General features: G+C 58.1%; 16 protein-coding genes. 9 read left to right on the forward strand and 7 right to left on the reverse strand.

What is annotated here, in order from left to right; all coding sequences use genetic code 11:
• A partial coding sequence (locus ACWKV9_RS22700; protein ID WP_483838349.1) for a hypothetical protein occupies positions 1 to 198 on the forward strand: 198 nt, incomplete at its 5' end.
• A gap of 214 nt (positions 199 to 412) precedes the next feature.
• On the opposite strand, the gene ACWKV9_RS22705 is transcribed toward ACWKV9_RS22700, so the two are convergent.
• Positions 413 to 646, reverse strand: coding sequence for a DUF6555 family protein (locus tag ACWKV9_RS22705; RefSeq protein WP_483838350.1), 234 nt, complete (start codon positions 644 to 646; stop codon positions 413 to 415).
• Positions 647 to 973: 327 nt separating this feature from the next.
• Between ACWKV9_RS22705 and ACWKV9_RS22710 the strand changes: the two genes are divergently transcribed.
• From ACWKV9_RS22710 to ACWKV9_RS22745, 8 genes are all read left to right on the forward strand, one after another.
• A complete protein-coding gene (locus ACWKV9_RS22710; protein ID WP_483838351.1) occupies positions 974 to 2,662 on the forward strand; it encodes an NAD-dependent malic enzyme in 1,689 nt (562 codons plus the stop codon).
• Positions 2,663 to 4,016: 1,354 nt separating this feature from the next.
• Positions 4,017 to 5,678, forward strand: coding sequence for a GMC family oxidoreductase (locus ACWKV9_RS22715; RefSeq protein ID WP_483838352.1), 1,662 nt, complete (start codon positions 4,017 to 4,019; stop codon positions 5,676 to 5,678).
• A 198-nt stretch (positions 5,679 to 5,876) separates the two neighbouring features.
• A complete protein-coding gene (locus ACWKV9_RS22720) occupies positions 5,877 to 7,526 on the forward strand; it encodes a phosphoethanolamine transferase (RefSeq protein ID WP_483838353.1) in 1,650 nt (549 codons plus the stop codon).
• A complete protein-coding gene (locus ACWKV9_RS22725; RefSeq protein WP_483838354.1) occupies positions 7,519 to 8,184 on the forward strand; it encodes a class I SAM-dependent methyltransferase in 666 nt (221 codons plus the stop codon). Before ACWKV9_RS22720 ends, ACWKV9_RS22725 begins: the two co-directional genes overlap by 8 nt.
• A gap of 132 nt (positions 8,185 to 8,316) precedes the next feature.
• On the forward strand, positions 8,317 to 9,450 hold the full coding sequence (gene rnd, locus ACWKV9_RS22730) for a ribonuclease D (RefSeq protein ID WP_483838355.1): 1,134 nt from the start codon (positions 8,317 to 8,319) through the stop codon (positions 9,448 to 9,450).
• On the forward strand, positions 9,447 to 9,740 hold the full coding sequence (locus ACWKV9_RS22735) for a YcgL domain-containing protein (protein ID WP_483838356.1): 294 nt from the start codon (positions 9,447 to 9,449) through the stop codon (positions 9,738 to 9,740). Before rnd ends, ACWKV9_RS22735 begins: the two co-directional genes overlap by 4 nt.
• Positions 9,741 to 9,860: 120 nt before the next feature.
• Positions 9,861 to 10,793 carry a D-2-hydroxyacid dehydrogenase gene (locus ACWKV9_RS22740; protein WP_483838357.1) on the forward strand — a complete coding sequence of 311 codons (933 nt, stop codon included), beginning with the start codon at positions 9,861 to 9,863 and terminating at the stop codon, positions 10,791 to 10,793.
• Positions 10,794 to 10,965: 172 nt separating this feature from the next.
• Entirely contained in the window at positions 10,966 to 11,415 is a 450-nt protein-coding gene (locus ACWKV9_RS22745) for a YcgN family cysteine cluster protein (protein WP_483838358.1), read from the forward strand.
• Between the two features lie 87 nt (positions 11,416 to 11,502).
• Here the strand turns inward: ACWKV9_RS22745 and ACWKV9_RS22750 are convergent, their stop codons facing one another.
• The 6 genes from ACWKV9_RS22750 to ACWKV9_RS22775 form a co-directional block, all read right to left on the reverse strand.
• Entirely contained in the window at positions 11,503 to 11,877 is a 375-nt protein-coding gene (locus ACWKV9_RS22750; RefSeq protein WP_483838359.1) for a YgaP family membrane protein, read from the reverse strand.
• Positions 11,878 to 11,961: 84 nt separating this feature from the next.
• Complete coding sequence (locus ACWKV9_RS22755; RefSeq protein WP_483838360.1) at positions 11,962 to 12,450, reverse strand: RNA methyltransferase; 489 nt, start codon at positions 12,448 to 12,450, stop codon at positions 11,962 to 11,964.
• Positions 12,451 to 12,605: 155 nt separating this feature from the next.
• Positions 12,606 to 12,977, reverse strand: coding sequence for a YajD family HNH nuclease (locus ACWKV9_RS22760; RefSeq protein WP_483838361.1), 372 nt, complete (start codon positions 12,975 to 12,977; stop codon positions 12,606 to 12,608).
• A gap of 62 nt (positions 12,978 to 13,039) precedes the next feature.
• On the reverse strand, positions 13,040 to 13,726 hold the full coding sequence (locus ACWKV9_RS22765) for a spermidine synthase (protein ID WP_483838362.1): 687 nt from the start codon (positions 13,724 to 13,726) through the stop codon (positions 13,040 to 13,042).
• A gap of 591 nt (positions 13,727 to 14,317) precedes the next feature.
• Entirely contained in the window at positions 14,318 to 14,791 is a 474-nt protein-coding gene (locus ACWKV9_RS22770; RefSeq protein ID WP_483838363.1) for a Crp/Fnr family transcriptional regulator, read from the reverse strand.
• Between the two features lie 107 nt (positions 14,792 to 14,898).
• Positions 14,899 to 16,956, reverse strand: coding sequence for a S9 family peptidase (locus ACWKV9_RS22775; RefSeq protein WP_483838364.1), 2,058 nt, complete (start codon positions 16,954 to 16,956; stop codon positions 14,899 to 14,901).
• Positions 16,957 to 16,981: the final 25 nt, after the last annotated feature.

Below are 16,981 nucleotides of genomic sequence, written 5' to 3' on the forward strand. Positions count from 1 at the left end.
ATCATGTCGAGGCCTCCAGCAATGCCCGCCGAAAAAGGAGGCGGATTGTGCCTTCACTTGATAGGGATCGAAAGGGCAGAAGGGGTTTTTTGCTTTTCGGGCCAGCGTAATGCGCGCTGCATCACCGATGCTACGCTGAAGGTCGACAGTGCTTGGAAACAGCTGATGAACGCTGGCAACGCTCAGTCAAACCGCTGAGGCTGGCGCCTTGGCAATAGTGCAAAAGCATGCTCGGGGATAGTGCAAATGAGCCTGACATTGTCTTGGGCGTGGGCCTAAGATTTGCGGCAAATTTTAGCGAGGCCTCTTATGGATAAGCGTTTTATTGCAGTTGCCGCAGTCATGGCGGCCACCTGGATATCTGTCGTGAGCGCTATCTTGTGGGTCATTTACTGGAAGTAACGCCCCCAGGTCATCCCGGCAATTCCTCCCAGAAAACGTCGCTCAAACCAAATCGCTGCGCATGCTTTTCCAGCGCCAGCAATTCAGGTCGGCCGTGGGGCACGTTGTGCAGCACACCGATTCGGGCGTGCAGGCAGGCGTAATACCAGGCGTCCGCATCGCTCATGGTACGGTCGGGCTGCATGAAGGTCTGTCGCTCGTCTCTGAAGCAATAGTGAATTTGAAACAACCGCTGAACTGGCATACCGTCTCCTGGTGGTGTCGGTGTGACATCACTGGCGTTGCGCCAGTTCAGCGCTAATTTTTCTGCACGACGTATTTCCAGCCTGACAAACCGCCCGCTGCCCCGTGTTCTCTTGCCTTGGCCATCATTTCGCAATCTACCGAGCGACAAAATGTCGCAATCGGCCTGACGGGCGTAAGATAGGCCCCCTGATTTTCATCTCCCCATTTTTCCGGACGGATCCCGCGCTGAGTTGTTGTGCTGAGTTGTGTTCAGCCAACGAACTCGGGGAGCCCGTTTTCGGACATTTATTGATATGAGCAAACAGAGAAAAGGCGATCACTGAAAATGACCAAGACCTCGCGACCTTTATATATTTCCTACGCTGGCCCTTCTTTGCTGGAAATGCCGCTGCTGAACAAGGGCAGTGCCTTCACCCCGCAAGAGCGCATCGATTTCAACCTGGTTGGCCTGTTACCGCAGAACGTTGAAACGATCGAAGAACAATTGGCCCGCGTGTATAGCCAGTACAAGCAATGCGCGAGCGATCTCGACAAACACATCTATCTGCGCTCGATTCAGGACAACAACGAAACGTTGTTCTTCCGTCTGCTGGACTCGCATCTGGACGAGATGCTGCCCATCATCTACACCCCGACTGTCGGTCAGGCGTGTCAGGAATTCTCGAAGATCTACCGCACTCACCGCGGCCTGTTCATTTCCTACCCTGAACGCGATCGCATCGACGACATCCTGCGCAGCGCGACCAAAGATCGCATCAAGATCATCGTAGTGACTGACAGCGAGCGCATCCTCGGTCTGGGCGATCAGGGCATTGGCGGCATGGGCATCCCCATCGGCAAGCTCTCGCTGTACACCGCGTGCGGTGGCATCAGCCCGGCCTACACCCTGCCGATCGTCCTCGATGTCGGCACCAACAATAAAGAACTGCTGGACGATCCGATGTACATGGGCTGGCGCCACGAGCGCGTCACCGGCAAAGAATACGAAGACTTCGTTGCACTGTTCATTGAGGCCGTGCAACGTCGCTGGCCTGATGTACTGCTGCAGTTCGAAGATTTCGCCCAGACCAACGCCATGCCGTTGCTGGAGAAATACCGCGACGAGCTCTGCTGCTTCAACGACGACATTCAGGGCACTGCGTCGGTGGCGGTGGGTACGTTGCTCGCAGCGTGCAAAGCCAAGAACGAGACGCTTGGTCAGCAGCGAGTGGTATTCCTCGGTGCAGGGTCGGCCGGTTGCGGCATTGCCGAACACATTATCGCCGCGATGGTCATCGAAGGCCTGAGTGAAGAACAAGCGCGCAAACGCGTGATGATGGTTGATCGCTTCGGCCTGCTGACCGACAGCATGGACAACTTGCTGGACTTCCAGAAAAACCTCGCACAGAAAGCCGGCGACGTGGCGGGCTGGGCTAGCGCTGATGGTTATCCGGTGCTGTTGGACGTGGTGCGCAATGGCCAGCCGACCGTGTTGATCGGCGTGTCCGGCCAGCGTGGGCTGTTCACCGAAGAAGTCATCCGCGAGATGCACAAACACTGTGCCAAACCACTGGTAATGCCGCTGTCGAACCCGACCTCCAAAGTCGAAGTCACGCCGCAGGAAGTCCTGACCTGGACCAATGGCGAAGCGCTGGTGGCCACCGGTAGTCCGTTTGCGCCCGTGACCGTTGGTGATCGCACTTTCCACATCGCGCAGTGCAATAACTCCTACATCTTCCCCGGCATTGGCTTGGGAGTGATCGCGGCAAAAGCCACGCGCATTACCGACAAAATGCTAATGGCCGCCTCCAATGCCTTGGCCGAGTGTTCCCCGATGGTCACCGGCAAGGGCGATGCAGTGCTGCCGCCGTTGAAGGAGATTCAGGAAGTCAGCAAGAAGATTGCGCTGGCCGTCGCCAAGCAGGCCCAGGCCGACGATGTAGCGCTGGAAACCACCGAAGAAGTGCTGCTGGAGGCCATCGAGCGAAATTTCTGGATGCCGAACTACCGCAGCTACCGCCGTAGCGCGGTTTAAAAGTGCGCTGAAAAACCTGTAGCAGCGAATTGTTCGCGAAGGGCCAGGCGATATATTTGCGTCAGACACACAGGCCTCTCGCGAATAAATTCGCTCCTACAGGTCAGCAGACTGCCACGCTGCCAAATCTGTAGGAGCGAACTTGTTCGCGAAGGGCCAGGCGATATATTTGCGTCAGATGCACAGGCCTCTCGCGAATAAATTCGCTCCTACAGGTCAGCAGACTGCAACGCTGCCAAATCTGTAGGAGCGAACTTGTTCGCGAGGATGCCTACCAGGCGATACATGTGCGTCAGACACACAGGCCTCTCGCGAATAAATTCGCTTTCATAAAACAGGAAGTATGTCGTTGAACTCATTAGCTCCGCGAACTTGCTTCTGCCCGTAGGGCGTAGGAGTCCGGCTTGCCGACGATGGGCTGCGCAGCGGCCCTAAACCGAAGTCCTCGGCGTGCCAGACACACCGCGTGCATAGCTTTTGCTGCCGGTACCCGGCAGATCGCCGACAAGTCAGGCTCCTACGGCCTCCGGCCAGAATCACAAACGCCGGAGACATCCGGGTTTCTGCGCGACAGCTTGGCCTCTCGCGAATCAATTCGCTCCTACAGGTCAGCAGACTGTAACGCTGCCAAATCTGTAGGAGCGAACTTGTTCGCGAGGATGCCTACCAGCCGATACATGTGCGTCAGACACACAGCCCTCTCGCGAATAAATTCGCTTTCATAAAACAAGAAGTATGTCGTTGAACTCATTAGCTCCGCGAACTTGCTTCTGCCCGTAGGGCGTAGGAGTCCGGCTTGCCGACGATGGGCTGCGCAGCGGCCCTAAACCGAAGTCCTCGGCGTGCCAGACACACCGCGTGCATAGCTTTTGCTGCCGGTACCCGGCAGATCGCCGACAAGTCAGGCTCCTACGGCCTCCGGCCAGAATCACAAACGCCGGAGACATCCGGGTTTCTGCGCGACAGCTTGGCCTCTCGCGAATAAATTCGCTCCTACAGGTCAGCAGACTGCAGCGCTGCCAAATCTGTAGGAGCGAACTTGTTCGCGAGGATGCCTACCAGGCGATACATGTGCGTCAGACACACAGCCCTCTCGCGAATAAATTCGCTCCTACAGGTCAGCAGACCGACACGCTGCCAAATCTGTAGGAGCGCGCTTGCCCGCGATTGCGGTGGATCAGCGCAAACGATGTCCGCTGACACATCCGGTTCGCGGGCAAGCGCGCTCCTACAGGGCTTGGCCCGCTACACAGATGAAGGCCGCCCCATGGCAACATGGGGCGGCCTTTTGTTTTGTGCGGAAAACCATCAGGATGAATCGTCGAAAAAAATAAAAATGACCAGCGAGGGACGCATGCAAACTGCCAGTGTGCTCTATGACTACGTAATCGTCGGCGCAGGCCCTGCGGGCTGCTTGCTCGCTAATCGGTTGTCGCAAAACCCCGAGCACCGCGTGCTGCTGCTCGAAGCGGGCGGGCAGGACAACTATCCCTGGATTCATGTGCCGGTGGGCTATCTCTACTGCATCGGCAACCCGCGCACCGACTGGTGCTTCAAGACTGAATCCGAACCCGGCTTGAACGGCCGTTCGCTCAATTACCCCCGGGGCAAAGTGCTCGGTGGATGCTCGTCCATCAACGGCATGATCTACATGCGCGGCCAGTCGCGGGACTATGACGAATGGGCGGCACAGGGCAATAAAGGCTGGGGCTGGCAGGACGTTCTGCCCATGTTCAAACAATCGGAAAATCACTACGGCGGCGAGTCTGACTTTCACGGCGCCAAGGGCGAATGGCGCGTGGAACAACAACGCCTGTCCTGGCCCATTCTTGACGCGTTTCGCCAAGCGGCTGCGCAAACGGGCATTGCTTCGATTCCGGACTTCAACGGCGGAGACAACGAAGGCTGCAGTTACTTTCAAGTCAACCAGCGACGTGGCGTGCGCTGGAACGCGTCCAAAGCTTTCTTGAGACCGATAGCCCAACGTCCCAATCTGACAGTGATGACCGGCTTCGAAGCGTCGCGCATTGAGTTTCAAAACGGCAGGGCCAGCGCGATCATCGCTCAGGGCGATTCGGGCGAAGTACAGTTCCAGGCTCGGCGGGAAATCATCCTCTGCTGTGGCTCTATCGGCTCACCCATGCTGCTGCAGCGCTCCGGTATCGGTCCGCGTCCGTTGCTCGAAAAGCTCGGCATCGGCGTACGTCACGAGTTACCGGGGGTGGGCGGCAATCTTCAGGATCACCTGCAGTTGCGCCTGATCTACAAGGTCAGCAACGGCCGCACGCTGAATCAAATGGTGGGCAGCCTGTGGGGCAAAATGAACATGGGCCTGCGTTACGCAATCAACCGCAGCGGCCCGCTGGCGATGGCCCCCAGTCAGCTCGGTGCCTTTGCCCGATCCGGTCCGGAGCAGGCAAGCGCTAATCTTGAGTACCACGTTCAGCCCTTATCCCTGGAGCGCTTCGGCGAGCCATTGCATGCGTTTGCGGCATTCACTGCATCGGTTTGCGATCTGCGGCCGCAGAGTCGCGGCTCAGTGGAAATACGCTCAGCATTGCCTGATGCGGCGCCGATCATTCGCCCCAATTACCTCAGTCACGAGAACGATCTCAAAGTCGCCGCTGATGCCATCCGCCTGACCCGAAAAATAGTCGCCGCGCCTGCGCTGGCGGCGTTCGAACCGGTGGAGTACTTGCCGGGCGCCAGTCTGCAAACCGAGCAAGAGCTGCGTCAGGCAGCCAGCGCGATAGGCACCACGATTTTCCACCCGGTCGGCACCTGCAAAATGGGGCAGGGGCGTGATGCCGTGGTGGATGAAAGGCTCAGGGTGCACGGGATGGAAGGTCTGCGCGTAGTGGATGCCTCGATCATGCCCACCATCACCTCCGGCAACACCTGCTCGCCGACGCTGATGATTGCAGAGAAAGCCGCGCAGATGATCATCGCCGACGCCAGGCAGGCCGATCGTGCTGTCAACGTCTCCCAGACCTTGGCTACCGATTCGGTGCATTGAACAATCAGGCGGTCGGCTATCGGCCGACCATGGTTGGGTTTTAAAGATTTTTCCTACAGAAAAAGCGGTCTGACACGACTATTTGTTCGCATCCTTTTCACAAAAAATTGATGGCCCTCTGCCTAAAGTTCGCTACGTCGGAGGAGTGAATTTCTATTGCTCCTGTGGCGCCTTCTAATTTGAGTCAAGCAGACCATCATGCTGAACGTTAAAGCAGTTCGTCCCGAGCTTGTAACCTTGCTCGCCAGCGCTTTTTTATTGCTCGGGTTTAACCTGACCCTCTGGCAACACTTGTTCGCTATTACTGATTTCAACAGTAAAGGGCTCATGCTGCGTGCGGCGTTTGGCGTCATGATCTTCTGTGTATTTAATATCTTCCTCACATTGTTTGCCTTTAAGCGCGTCATGAAACCCGTACTGATCTTATTGTTCATGATCAGTGCGGGTGTTGCTTACTTCATGAGTCAATACGGCGTGATGATCGATGCGGGCATGTTTCGAAACTTTGCGGAAACCAATGCCACCGAAGTGCGTGATTTGTTATCGCTGAAGTTAGCGGTGTATATCGTGTTGTTGGGCGTCCTGCCTTCGCTGATTCTATGGAAAGTACCGGTCAACTATCGTCGCTGGCCCCGCGAACTGGTCAGCAAGACGCTGGTCAGCGTAGGTTGTGCGGTGATAATCGGCGGCATCGCGTTGCTCAACTATCAAGGCTTGTCGTCGTTGTTTCGTAATCACCACGAGTTGCGATTGATGGTGGTGCCGAGCAACTACATTGGCGCATCGATCGGTTACCTGAGCGAGCAGGTGGTGTCGGCGCAAAAGCCATTCGTGACTCTGGGCGAAGACGCAAAGCTCGACAGCGAATGGTCGCAGCACAAGCGCAAGTCCCTCACGGTGCTGGTGGTAGGTGAGAGTGCGCGCGCCGAGAACTTCGGGATTCTGGGCTATAACCGTGACACCACGCCGCAATTGAAAAAAGAGCGCGGAGTGATCGCTTTCTCCGACGTGCATTCCTGCGGAACGGAGACAGCGGTGTCGGTCCCCTGCATGTTTTCCAACATGGGTCGCAAGGACTACAGCGCGACCACCGCCAGGAACCAGGAAGGCATGCTCGATGTGCTCAAGCGTGCCGGTCTGAACGTGGTCTGGCGTGACAATCAGTCCGGATGCAAGGGCACTTGTGACCGCGTCACACTGCAAGATGTCAGCAACTTGAAAGATCCGGTGCTGTGCGCCAATAACGAATGCCGCGACGAAATACTGCTGCAGGGCCTGCAAAGTTTTATCGATAACCTGGATAAAGACACGGTATTGGTGTTGCACCAGATGGGCAGCCACGGCCCTGAATATTTCAAGCGTTATCCAAAAGAGTACGAAAAATTCACGCCGGTTTGCGAAAGCAATGCACTTAATAATTGCACTCGCGAAAGCATCGTCAACGGCTACGACAACACGCTGTTATATACCGATCATGTATTGGCGAGTTTGATCGACATCCTGCGCAATAACCAGGACAAAGTAGACACTGCCATGATGTATCTGTCGGACCATGGCGAGTCTCTGGGCGAGTACAACCTGTTCCTCCACGGCACCCCTTACATGCTGGCGCCGGATCAACAGAAACACGTGCCGATGGTGGCCTGGTTCTCCGATAACTATCAGCAGTCGTTCGCCGTTAATACCCGTTGCCTGCAAGGCGAGCGCAATGCCCCGCTGAGCCAGGACAACCTGTTCCATTCCATGCTGGGACTGCTCAAGGTCGACACCAAAGTCTACAACCCGGCCCTGGATATGTTCGCCAATTGCAGGGGGATTTATACGGACGGGGTACTGGCCAATGACTGATCACAGTCCTGACTCCGCGCAAGTGCGCGAGTGCATGCAGCCGCTTGATCAGGGCTTTGCGCGCAAATTAAGCCTGTGGCGTGACGCGCAACTGGCACGCCATGCCCTGCGTGACGCCGGAGATCCGGGTCTGGTGCTGGATTTGCCAGCGGGTTCCGGACGCTTCTGGCCGGTGCTGGCCGAGCATTCCAATCGAGTGATTCTGGCCGCCGACCCCTCCACCGACATGCTGGCGGTGGCGCAGTCCCAGTCGCCTGAGGAAGTGCGCGAGCGCATTCGCACGTTTCAGAGTTCGGTTTTTTCCATCGGCTTGTCGGCCAATGCGGTGGATTGCATTTTCTGCATGCGCCAGTTCCATCACGTGGCGCAAAGCGACGGACGCATGGAAATCCTTCAGGAATTCCACCGCGTTACCCGCGACACCGCCATCGTAGCGCTGTGGGTCGATGGCAACCTCAAGGCGTGGCGGCGCAAACGTCAACAACGCTCGCGTCTGGCCCAAGGCCTTGCTGAATTACCGCGCAACCGATTCGTTGTGAGTCGTTCAACCATCGAGACCGAATTTGCCAATGCTGGCTTCGCTATCGTCGCTCATCATGATTTCTTGCCCGGCTACGCGATGTGGCGAGTGTACATATTGCGAAAAATCACTCATTGAACCGATAGACGGTCGTATTTCGCGCAGGCGTCACATGCGCAAACCATGAAGATGCTCAAGACTTGCAGGTCGGATGCCCGGTAATCGCTTATAGCGATATATACTGCGCGCCATTCTTCAAGGGAGAGCCGTGTGGCCATCGATATTCACTGGATTCGCGACGACGACAGCCTCGCCCGACATTGCGCACAGTGGCAGGCTCTGCCTTTTGTCGCCCTCGACACCGAATTCATGCGGGTCGACACCTTCTATCCCATCGCCGCGTTGCTGCAAATTGGCGACGGTTCCAGCGCTTATCTGATCGATCCGTTGTTGATCAGCGACTGGCGCCCGCTGTCCGCGTTGCTGGAAAACCCCGACGTCATCAAGGTCGTGCACGCCTGCAGCGAAGACCTCGAAGTCTTGCTGCGCCTGACCGGCAGCCTGCCAGCGCCGTTGTTCGACACGCAACTGGCGGCGGCTTACCTGAACCTGGGCTTTTCGATGGGTTATTCACGCCTGGTGCAGGAAGTCCTCAACATCGACTTACCCAAAGGCGAAACGCGGTCCGACTGGCTGCAGCGTCCGCTGTCTGAAACCCAGATCAGCTACGCCGCCGAAGACGCCGTACATCTGGCCGAAGTCTACGCTTTGCTGCGCCCGCGTCTGTCGGACGAAAAGTACGCCTGGGTCGTCGAAGACGGGGCGGAACTGGTGGCGAATCTGCGCCGTGAGACCGATCCGTACGAGGTTTATCGGGAAGCCAAGCTGGCGTGGAAGTTATCCCGCGCCCAGCTGGCGGTGCTGCGAGAGTTGTGCGCATGGCGCGAGAAAGAAGCCCGCGCCCGCAATCAGCCGCGCAACCGCGTACTGCGTGAACACGCATTGTGGCCGCTGGCCAAGACCCAGCCAGACAACCTGGCGGCGCTGGCGAAGATTGAAGACATGCATCCCAAGACCGTGCGACAGGACGGCGAGTTTCTGCTGGACCTGATCAAGAAGGCCGGCAGCGTGTCCCAGGATCAGTGGCCACCAGCCCTGCCTGAGCCGTTGCCGATCGATGCTTCCAACGTGCTCAAATCCCTTCGCGTCATCGGCCAGCAACAGGCAGAACGCCTGGACATGGCCCCCGAATTGATGCTGCGCAAGAAGACCCTTGAAGCGCTGCTCAAGACCGGTTATCCCGACGGTCCTTACCATTTGCCCGATTCGCTGCGTGGCTGGCGCCGCGAACTGATGGGCCAGACGCTGCTCGACAGCCTGGCCGCCCCCGGAGAACAGCCTTGAAACGTATTTGCTCCATCTACCGCAGCCCGCGCCGCAATGAAATGTACCTGTATGTGCTCAAGAGTGATGCTCTGGAGCGTGTGCCGGACGAGTTGCTGGCGGCGTTCGGCAAACCACTGCACGCTTTCAACCTGGTGTTGAGCCCTGAGCGTGCCCTGGCGCGCGAGGACATTCATACCGTCCTCGCCAACCTCGAAAAGCAGGGCTATCACCTGCAAATGCCACCGGCTGAAGACGACTACATCGAGCACTTGCCCGAAGAGCTGCTGCGCCGCAACGACCCGATGTAAGGGGTCGCGCCATTGAAAAGACCCTGCAAACCATCGCAGGGGTTTACCGGATCGATGCGCCCAAGCCTTCTTGGCCTGAAATGCATCGGTCGCATGTCCCGTTTTTTTGAGTTTTGAATCATGCGCGTTCTGATCGCCGAACACGATTTTGCCGTTTACACCGAATTACTCCGTAAAGCCGCTCCCGATATTGAAGTACTGAGCAGCGGCGATTCTGCCGAACTCGCCAGAATGGCCACCGATGCGCCAGTCTGGCTGGGCCAACCTGATTTGCTGGCGAACCTGTTGCGTCAGGGCCACAAGCCGCAGTGGCTGCAATCAACCTGGGCGGGTATCACGCCGCTGCTGGCAGAGGGTTTGAATCGTGACTATCGTCTGACCCGCGCTGTCGGCATCTTCGGCCAGGTGATGGCTGAGTTTGTCCTGACGTACATGCTGGTCCATGAACGCGAAGTGCTGGCCCGGCTGGTAAGCCAGGTCGAACGCAAGTGGGACAACCGCGTGGGTCATAGCCTGGCGGGTCGTAAAGCGCTGATCGTCGGCACTGGCGACATTGGTGCGACGGTGGCGAAGTTTCTACTGCCGTTTGGCGTGGAGCTGTACGGCATTGCCTCCACTGCTCGCACGCTGGAGCCGTTCGTCGAAGTGGGCGCGCCGAGTGATCTGGCGCGTCTGGTGGGGCAGGTTGATTTCGTCATCAACCTGCTGCCCAACACGCCGCACACCCATGATCTGTACGATGCCAAGCTGTTCGCCCAGTTCAAGCCTTCGGCGCTGTTCATCAACGTCGGGCGTGGTACGTCGGTGGTGGACGCCGATCTGGTCGAAGCGCTCAAGGAAGGCCATCTGGCGGGCGCGGTCATCGACGTCTGCCGCCAGGAGCCGCTGCCCCAGCGTCACCCGTTCTGGACCGCCTGGGGTTTGCTGTTGACCGGGCACAGCTCTGCGCCGACATCGCCAACCATGATGACGCAGCTGTTTGTGGAGAATCTACGAGCCTATGCAGCAAGTGAACCGTTGCGCGGCGAAGTGGATTTTTCGCGGGGCTATTGAGCGACCCCTCTGTAGGAGCTGACGAGCAGCGCGAGGCTGCGATTCGGGGCAACTGGCACGCCGCGATAGCAGCCTTGCTGCTCGTCAGCTCTTCCACGTCTTTACTAGGCGCATATGACTGACGGCCCTAAACTGTCGGCCTTTTCATTCCATTGATACCGATTCCGCACCCATGGCCGCTAAAGTCGAACCCTTCTGGATACGCAAAACCCTCGATCAGCTTGACGCGGTCGAGTGGGAATCCTTGTGCGATGGCTGCGGCCTGTGCTGCCTGCAAAAGCTGGAAGACGAAGACGACAACAGCGTTTATTACACGCGCATTGCCTGCAAGCTGCTGGATCTGAAGACCTGTCAGTGCACTGATTACCCCAATCGTCGCGCGTCGGTGCCCGATTGCATCCAACTGACGCCAGGGCAGGCGGATGAATTCAAGTGGCTGCCGCCTACGTGCGGTTATCGATTGGTCAGCGAGGGGAAGGATCTGCCGCTTTGGCATCATCTGGTGTGCGGCGATCGTGATGCCGTGCATCAAGCGCGCGTTTCTCAGTCAGGGCGCATGCTCAGCGAGAACAGCGTGCCGGAAGACGACTGGGAAGATTATTTGATTTTTCGGGCGGGTTAAGACCAACGGTCATCTGTAGGAGCCAACTTGTTGGCGAGGCTTTCGACCGCTCGCGAACAAGTTCGCTCCTACAGAGTTTTCATACGCTTAAATTTCGGTTTTCGGCGCTTTTACCGCATCAATGCTTTTCACCACGGCTTCTTCAGCCGCTACTTCTGCCTTGGTTTTCAGGCTACTCAATTCGGCGCCAGCGCGTTTGATACGAGATTTGGCGACGTCCAGGTCGCTACGGCCTTTTTCGACCAGCGCTTTGGCCGAACAATGACCGGTAATGCCACGCGCCAGCACTGCGCCGCCGATGGCCAGTTGGATCAGGCCGAAGAGGCCGCCACGACGCAGGCCTTTGCCCATCATCAAGACGCCGCCCGCCAACGAGCCAATGCGCTCCCAACCTTGCACGTTCTGCTCAGGCTGAGGCTGAATTGCGGTGTCAATACGTTCAACGATCGGGGTGTCGCTCATGATGTTTCTCCATGAAGGGTTGGGGTCCCTAAAACTGACTGCCCAAGCCTCGATCTGTTCAATGCGTTTGCTCGCACGATTTGCCTACGTGCCTTGGGTGTCCCGACCGAACTGAGGGCCCGAGCGCGTATTGTTGCCCTTGGCCATGCGGTCATAGAGCACAACATTGACAGTTGCAGCCAGGTTCATGCATCCGGTTGTGGGGATGTACACCACGTCCTCGCACCAGTCGCGGATCTCTTTGTCGAGCGAGCCATCTTCAGGGCCGAAGATATAAATGGCCCGGTCAGGATGAGTGTATTCGGGCAACGCGCGCGCCCCGTCGACCAGCTCCACAGCCACCGGGATACAGCCCAGGGGAATGATTTTCTTCAGGTCATCGATGCCAATCAGCGGGATGTCCTGATGGATCTTCTTGGTGTCTGTCACAAAATCCCGTGCTCGCTCGTAGCGCGTCCCGGTGTAGAACACCGAGGCGACGCCATAGCAACCCGCTGCGCGCATCACCGAGCCCACATTTTCAGGAGATTTTGGGTTGTACAGGCCGATGCAGGCATAGCGTTTGTTGGCCACGGGGGAGAGTGCTCGCTGAGGGGAAGGCGCAGGATTATACGTGAAGCGGGGCGTTTGGCTGACGTGTAGGAGCGCGCTTGCCCGCGAAAGCGTTCGTTCCGCCGATTTGATGTCAGCTGTGAAACCGATTCGCGGGCAAGCGCGCTCCTACAGGATCAGTCGTCTTTCTTCATCAACCCGGCCAGCGCTGCAAACGGATTGTGCGTCGCCTTGGCGGTTTTCGGGCTGCTGGTGGAGCTTTCAGAGAAGTACTGCTGGTCGGTGTAACGCGAGTGTTCGTTATCGTGGCAGTACAGGCACAGCAATTCCCAGTTGGAGCCGTCTTGAGGATTGTTGTCGTGGTTGTGGTCGCGGTGGTGAACGGTCAGCTCGCTCAGGCGCTTGCCAGCAAACTCGCGGGCACAGCGGCCACACACGTGGGGGTACATGCGCAAAGCCTTGTCGCGGTAACCCATTTCGCGATCGCGCTGGGCGTCGGCGAGGATGCGATCCAGCTTCGAGGTATTGGTGGGTGTGGTCGTGCTCATGGTGTCACCTGGTTCGTGTTCTGTTGTCGGCAATGTGGGCAGTCTAGCGCTTCGTGGGCCGATCAGGCTTTCAGTTTTTCGGCGATCCAGATCGTATGTCGGGTGCCCTTGTTGCCGTGAGCATAGACCTTGACCTCTTCGGCCTTGAAGCCGGCCTTGCGCAGCTTGTCCGAGAATGCTGCATCAGCGCTGGCCGACCAAACCGCCAACACGCCTTTTGGCCGTAATGCCTGGGCGCAGGCACTGAGGCCGCCAGCCGAATATAACCAGCTGTTGGACTTTTGCGTCAGGCCTTCGGGGCCGTTGTCGACGTCAAGCATGATCGCATCGAAACCCTGTGGCTCGCTTTTCAGCACCTGCGCCACGTCCTGAATCAGCACCTTGGCGCGGGGGTCTAGCAATGGATTGCCGGACTTCTCACCCAGCGGCCCGCGATTCCACTCGACAACGCCGGGCACCAGTTCGGCGACCACCACTTCGGCGTTTTTGCCCAGGTGCTTGAGCGCGGAGGCGAGGGTAAAGCCCATGCCCAGCCCGCCGATCAATACGCGGGGTTGAGTGCGCGCCGCGACCTTTTTGCACGGGATTTCAGCCAGCGCGTCTTCGGAGCCGTGCATGCGCGTGTTCATCAACTGGCCGCCGTCGCCGCCCTGGATCTTGATCACGAAGTCCTCGCCGTATTCGAACAGGCACAAGGCACCGCCGTTGTCGGGGATCGGAGTGGTGTCGAGCAGAACGAAACGTTTCATTGAGCACTCAGTGAAGAAATGAATGTGGATGATGGAAAAATTGACGGTTTGCAGCGCGCAATCCGAGATCCAGGAGTAGCCTGTGACTCACAACTCTCACTGGCGGCGGAGCCCATCGATGAAGCGCTACATTCTAACGGCGATTACCCTGGCGACGCTCTCGGTATGTGCGATTCAGGCCGAGACGCTGCAGCCCACGCTTAACACGCCGGGGCCGACATCGTCCCCTCCGGGTTCTCCGGGCACTGCGACACCCACCCCGTATCCTCAAGTCTCCCCGCCGAGCACTCCCCGCGAGAATGGCGAGGGCAATCCGCCGTTACTCCCCAGAATCCCACAACCCGGCCCGCCAAAAGACGAGGCGTTAGAGGGCCTGGAACAACAAACCAGCCCAGTCGTTAAGCCATAAAATCAGGCACGCCCTCTGTAGGAGCGAACTTGTTCGCGATGCGGATTGACTGGAACGACACGAAATTCTCTCGCCCCTGTAGGAGCGAACTTGTTCGCGATGCGTTGGCTGACGCACCGTAAATAGGTGGTCTGTCGTTGCGTTTCGCGGGCAAGCGCGCTCCTACACCGAACAGAGAAAACTCAAACCTGCTGCGACGCCAACTGCCCATCCATCATGCGCAGGCGTTTGGACAGCGCCACGGCAATCGCACGGATGATTTTGGCGGCGGTCTTGGGCGCCTCGTTGATCATCTTGTCCAGCGAATCCCGGCCCAGGTTCAGCAGGTAACTGGGCGTAGCGGCGATGCAGGTTGCCGAACGCCGCTCGCCGTCGAGCACCGCCATCTCACCGAACGCCCGTCCGCTGCGCAGCACGGCCAGCTCCACTGGCTTGCCGTCGCTATTGAGTTTCTGCACCGACACCGAGCCCGAATGGATGATGCACATAAACGTGCCAGCATCGCCTTCGTTGAAAATGGCTTGGCCTTTGTCGATGCTGCTGATGCTGAAATACCCCGCAGCGGCTGAAAACTCAGCAGGCGTGAGCGGATCGAACAGACCGCAGTCCATCAGCATTTCGCGAATTTCGTTATTCAGTGATGACGGTGTGGACATGGCTCGATCTTGTGCAAGTTTCAGAAAGGGACGACATCATTTACAGGCCCCGGCGACGCAACGCGGGGACCCTGCCTGATGGGCACTCGCGGTGCCCATCAGGTTCCTCAGGCCAATTGCAAAACCTTGAAGATAAAACCGTATTCGAGCGCTACGTCGCGCAGTCCCTGATAACGCCCGCTCATCCCGCCGTGGCCAGCGCCGAGTTCAGTCTTGAGCAGCAACAGGTTGTCGTCGGTCTTGAGGTCGCGCAATTTTGCCACCCATTTTGCAGCTTCCCAATACTGCACACGGCTGTCGTTGTAGCCCGCGATCACCAGCATGGCGGGGTAGGCCTGAGCGGTCACGTTTTCATAGGGCGCGTAGGCCTTGATGCGTGCGTAAACGTCAGGTTCCTGCGGGTTGCCCCACTCATCGTATTCGGTGACGGTCAGCGGCAGCTCGGGGTTGAGCATGGTGTTCAACACGTCGACAAACGGCACTTCAGCAATTGCCGCCTTGAACAACTCTGGGCGCTGATTGACCACTGCGCCTATCAACAGGCCACCCGCGCTCCCACCACTGATCACCAATTGCTCGGCGCTGGTCAATTGCTGGGCGATCAAATACTCGGCGCAGGCGATGAAGTCAGTGAACGTGTTGGTCTTTTGCTCCTGCTTGCCGTTGCGATACCAGGCTTCGCCCAACTCGCCGCCGCCGCGCACATGGGCAATGGCAAATGCAACGCCCCGGTCCAGCAGGCTCAGACGGGCGTGGGAAAACCACGGATCCAGGCTTTCTCCGTAAGCGCCGTAGCCGTAGAGGTACAGCGGCACCGTTTTGCCTGCCAGTTCACGCTTGACCACCAGGCTGATCGGCACCTGCGTACCGTCCGGCGCAGTCGCCCACAACCGCTGACTGACGTAAGCGTCGGCGTCGAACTCGCCAAGCACTGGCGTTTCCTTGAGCACCACTTGCTCGCCGGTCGCAAGCGCCAGTTGCCGAACCTGCGCCGGACGATTGAGCGACTGATAGCGCAGACGAATCTTATCGCTGTCGAATTCAAGTGTGTCTTGCACGTAAAGGTTGTAGGCCGCGTCCGGCAATTGCACGCGATAGGGCGCTGCGCCTTGTGGGTGAATCTCGACAATGGGCAGGCCGCCTTCACGCAGGCTCAAAGTCAGGGCTTTGGCATTAAGGCTGAAGCCGTCGAGCATCACTGAATCGCTATGCGCAATCAGGGTCTGCCACTGCGCTCTGTCCGGCACCCCATGGGTTTGCTCCGGCGCATGGAACAGCGCGAAATTGATGCCGTTCTGGTTACTGCGGATCAGCCAGCTCCAGACGCTATCGACCAGGCCGTGGTCCACCGAGTACTCATGGCCTTCGGCACGTGGCGCCATGCAAACAAAGGCTTGTTCAGGTTTTCCGGCATCCAGCACCCAGGCTTCGCTGGTGGTCTTGCTGTCTAGCGACAACACCAGTTGACGCTCGGAGCTGGTGCGGTAGCAATGCAGGAAGAAACGCCCGTCCGGTTCGTTGAACACCAGGTCGGCCGACTCGTTGCCCAGCGTATGGCGATACAGCTTGTGCGGCCGATGGGTATCGTCCAGTTCGCCAAAAAACAGCGTCTGGCTGTCATTGGCCCACGTCATGCTGCCGTCGCAATCTTCGAACGGCAGAGCGGTGATCTGGCCGTCACTCAGCTCTTTGACGAACAGCCGATAAACCTCTTCACCGGTGGTGTCCAGGCTATAAGCGAGACGCTGATGATCGGGGCTGATGCTGAACGCGCCGAGGGAGAAAAAACCGCCGCCGGCCAGCTCGTTGGGGTCCAGCAGTAATTCTTCAGTGCTTTCATCGACCGTCTGCGAGTCATCGGCTGGGCGAGCGCAGCGGTAATGCCGACCGTACTCGTCGCCCTCGGCGGTGCGTGTGTAATACAGATACGGGCCCCAAGGCGAGGGCAGGGAAAGGTCAGTTTCGAGGATGCGGCCTTTTATTTCCTGAAACAGGGTCTCGCGCAACGCCTTCTGATCAGCCAATTGCTGTTCTTGGTAGGCATTTTCGGCCTTGAGGTAGTCGAGCACCTCGTCGGTGTCGCGGTTTTGCAGCCATGCATACGGATCTTCGCCCTCGGCCTTGCGGGCAATCGGGGCGCGGGTGGAGGCGTTTGATAAGGACATGCTGGGCTCTCTGATCATTAAATGA

It is taken from the genome of Pseudomonas corni, assembly GCF_057128765.1.

Excerpts from the sequence above, each read along its gene's own strand:
- ACWKV9_RS22705 (WP_483838350.1), bottom strand. The coding sequence starts at position 646 with ATGCCAGTTCAGCGGTTGTTTCAAATTCACTATTGCTTCAGAGACGAG.
- ACWKV9_RS22710 (WP_483838351.1), top strand. The coding sequence starts at position 974 with ATGACCAAGACCTCGCGACCTTTATATATTTCCTACGCTGGCCCTTCT.
- ACWKV9_RS22715 (WP_483838352.1), top strand. The coding sequence starts at position 4,017 with ATGCAAACTGCCAGTGTGCTCTATGACTACGTAATCGTCGGCGCAGGC.
- ACWKV9_RS22720 (WP_483838353.1), top strand. The coding sequence starts at position 5,877 with ATGCTGAACGTTAAAGCAGTTCGTCCCGAGCTTGTAACCTTGCTCGCC.
- ACWKV9_RS22725 (WP_483838354.1), top strand. The coding sequence starts at position 7,519 with ATGACTGATCACAGTCCTGACTCCGCGCAAGTGCGCGAGTGCATGCAG.
- ACWKV9_RS22740 (WP_483838357.1), top strand. The coding sequence starts at position 9,861 with ATGCGCGTTCTGATCGCCGAACACGATTTTGCCGTTTACACCGAATTA.
- ACWKV9_RS22745 (WP_483838358.1), top strand. The coding sequence starts at position 10,966 with ATGGCCGCTAAAGTCGAACCCTTCTGGATACGCAAAACCCTCGATCAG.
- ACWKV9_RS22750 (WP_483838359.1), bottom strand. The coding sequence starts at position 11,877 with ATGAGCGACACCCCGATCGTTGAACGTATTGACACCGCAATTCAGCCT.
- ACWKV9_RS22760 (WP_483838361.1), bottom strand. The coding sequence starts at position 12,977 with ATGAGCACGACCACACCCACCAATACCTCGAAGCTGGATCGCATCCTC.
- ACWKV9_RS22765 (WP_483838362.1), bottom strand. The coding sequence starts at position 13,726 with ATGAAACGTTTCGTTCTGCTCGACACCACTCCGATCCCCGACAACGGC.
- ACWKV9_RS22770 (WP_483838363.1), bottom strand. The coding sequence starts at position 14,791 with ATGTCCACACCGTCATCACTGAATAACGAAATTCGCGAAATGCTGATG.
- ACWKV9_RS22775 (WP_483838364.1), bottom strand. The coding sequence starts at position 16,956 with ATGTCCTTATCAAACGCCTCCACCCGCGCCCCGATTGCCCGCAAGGCC.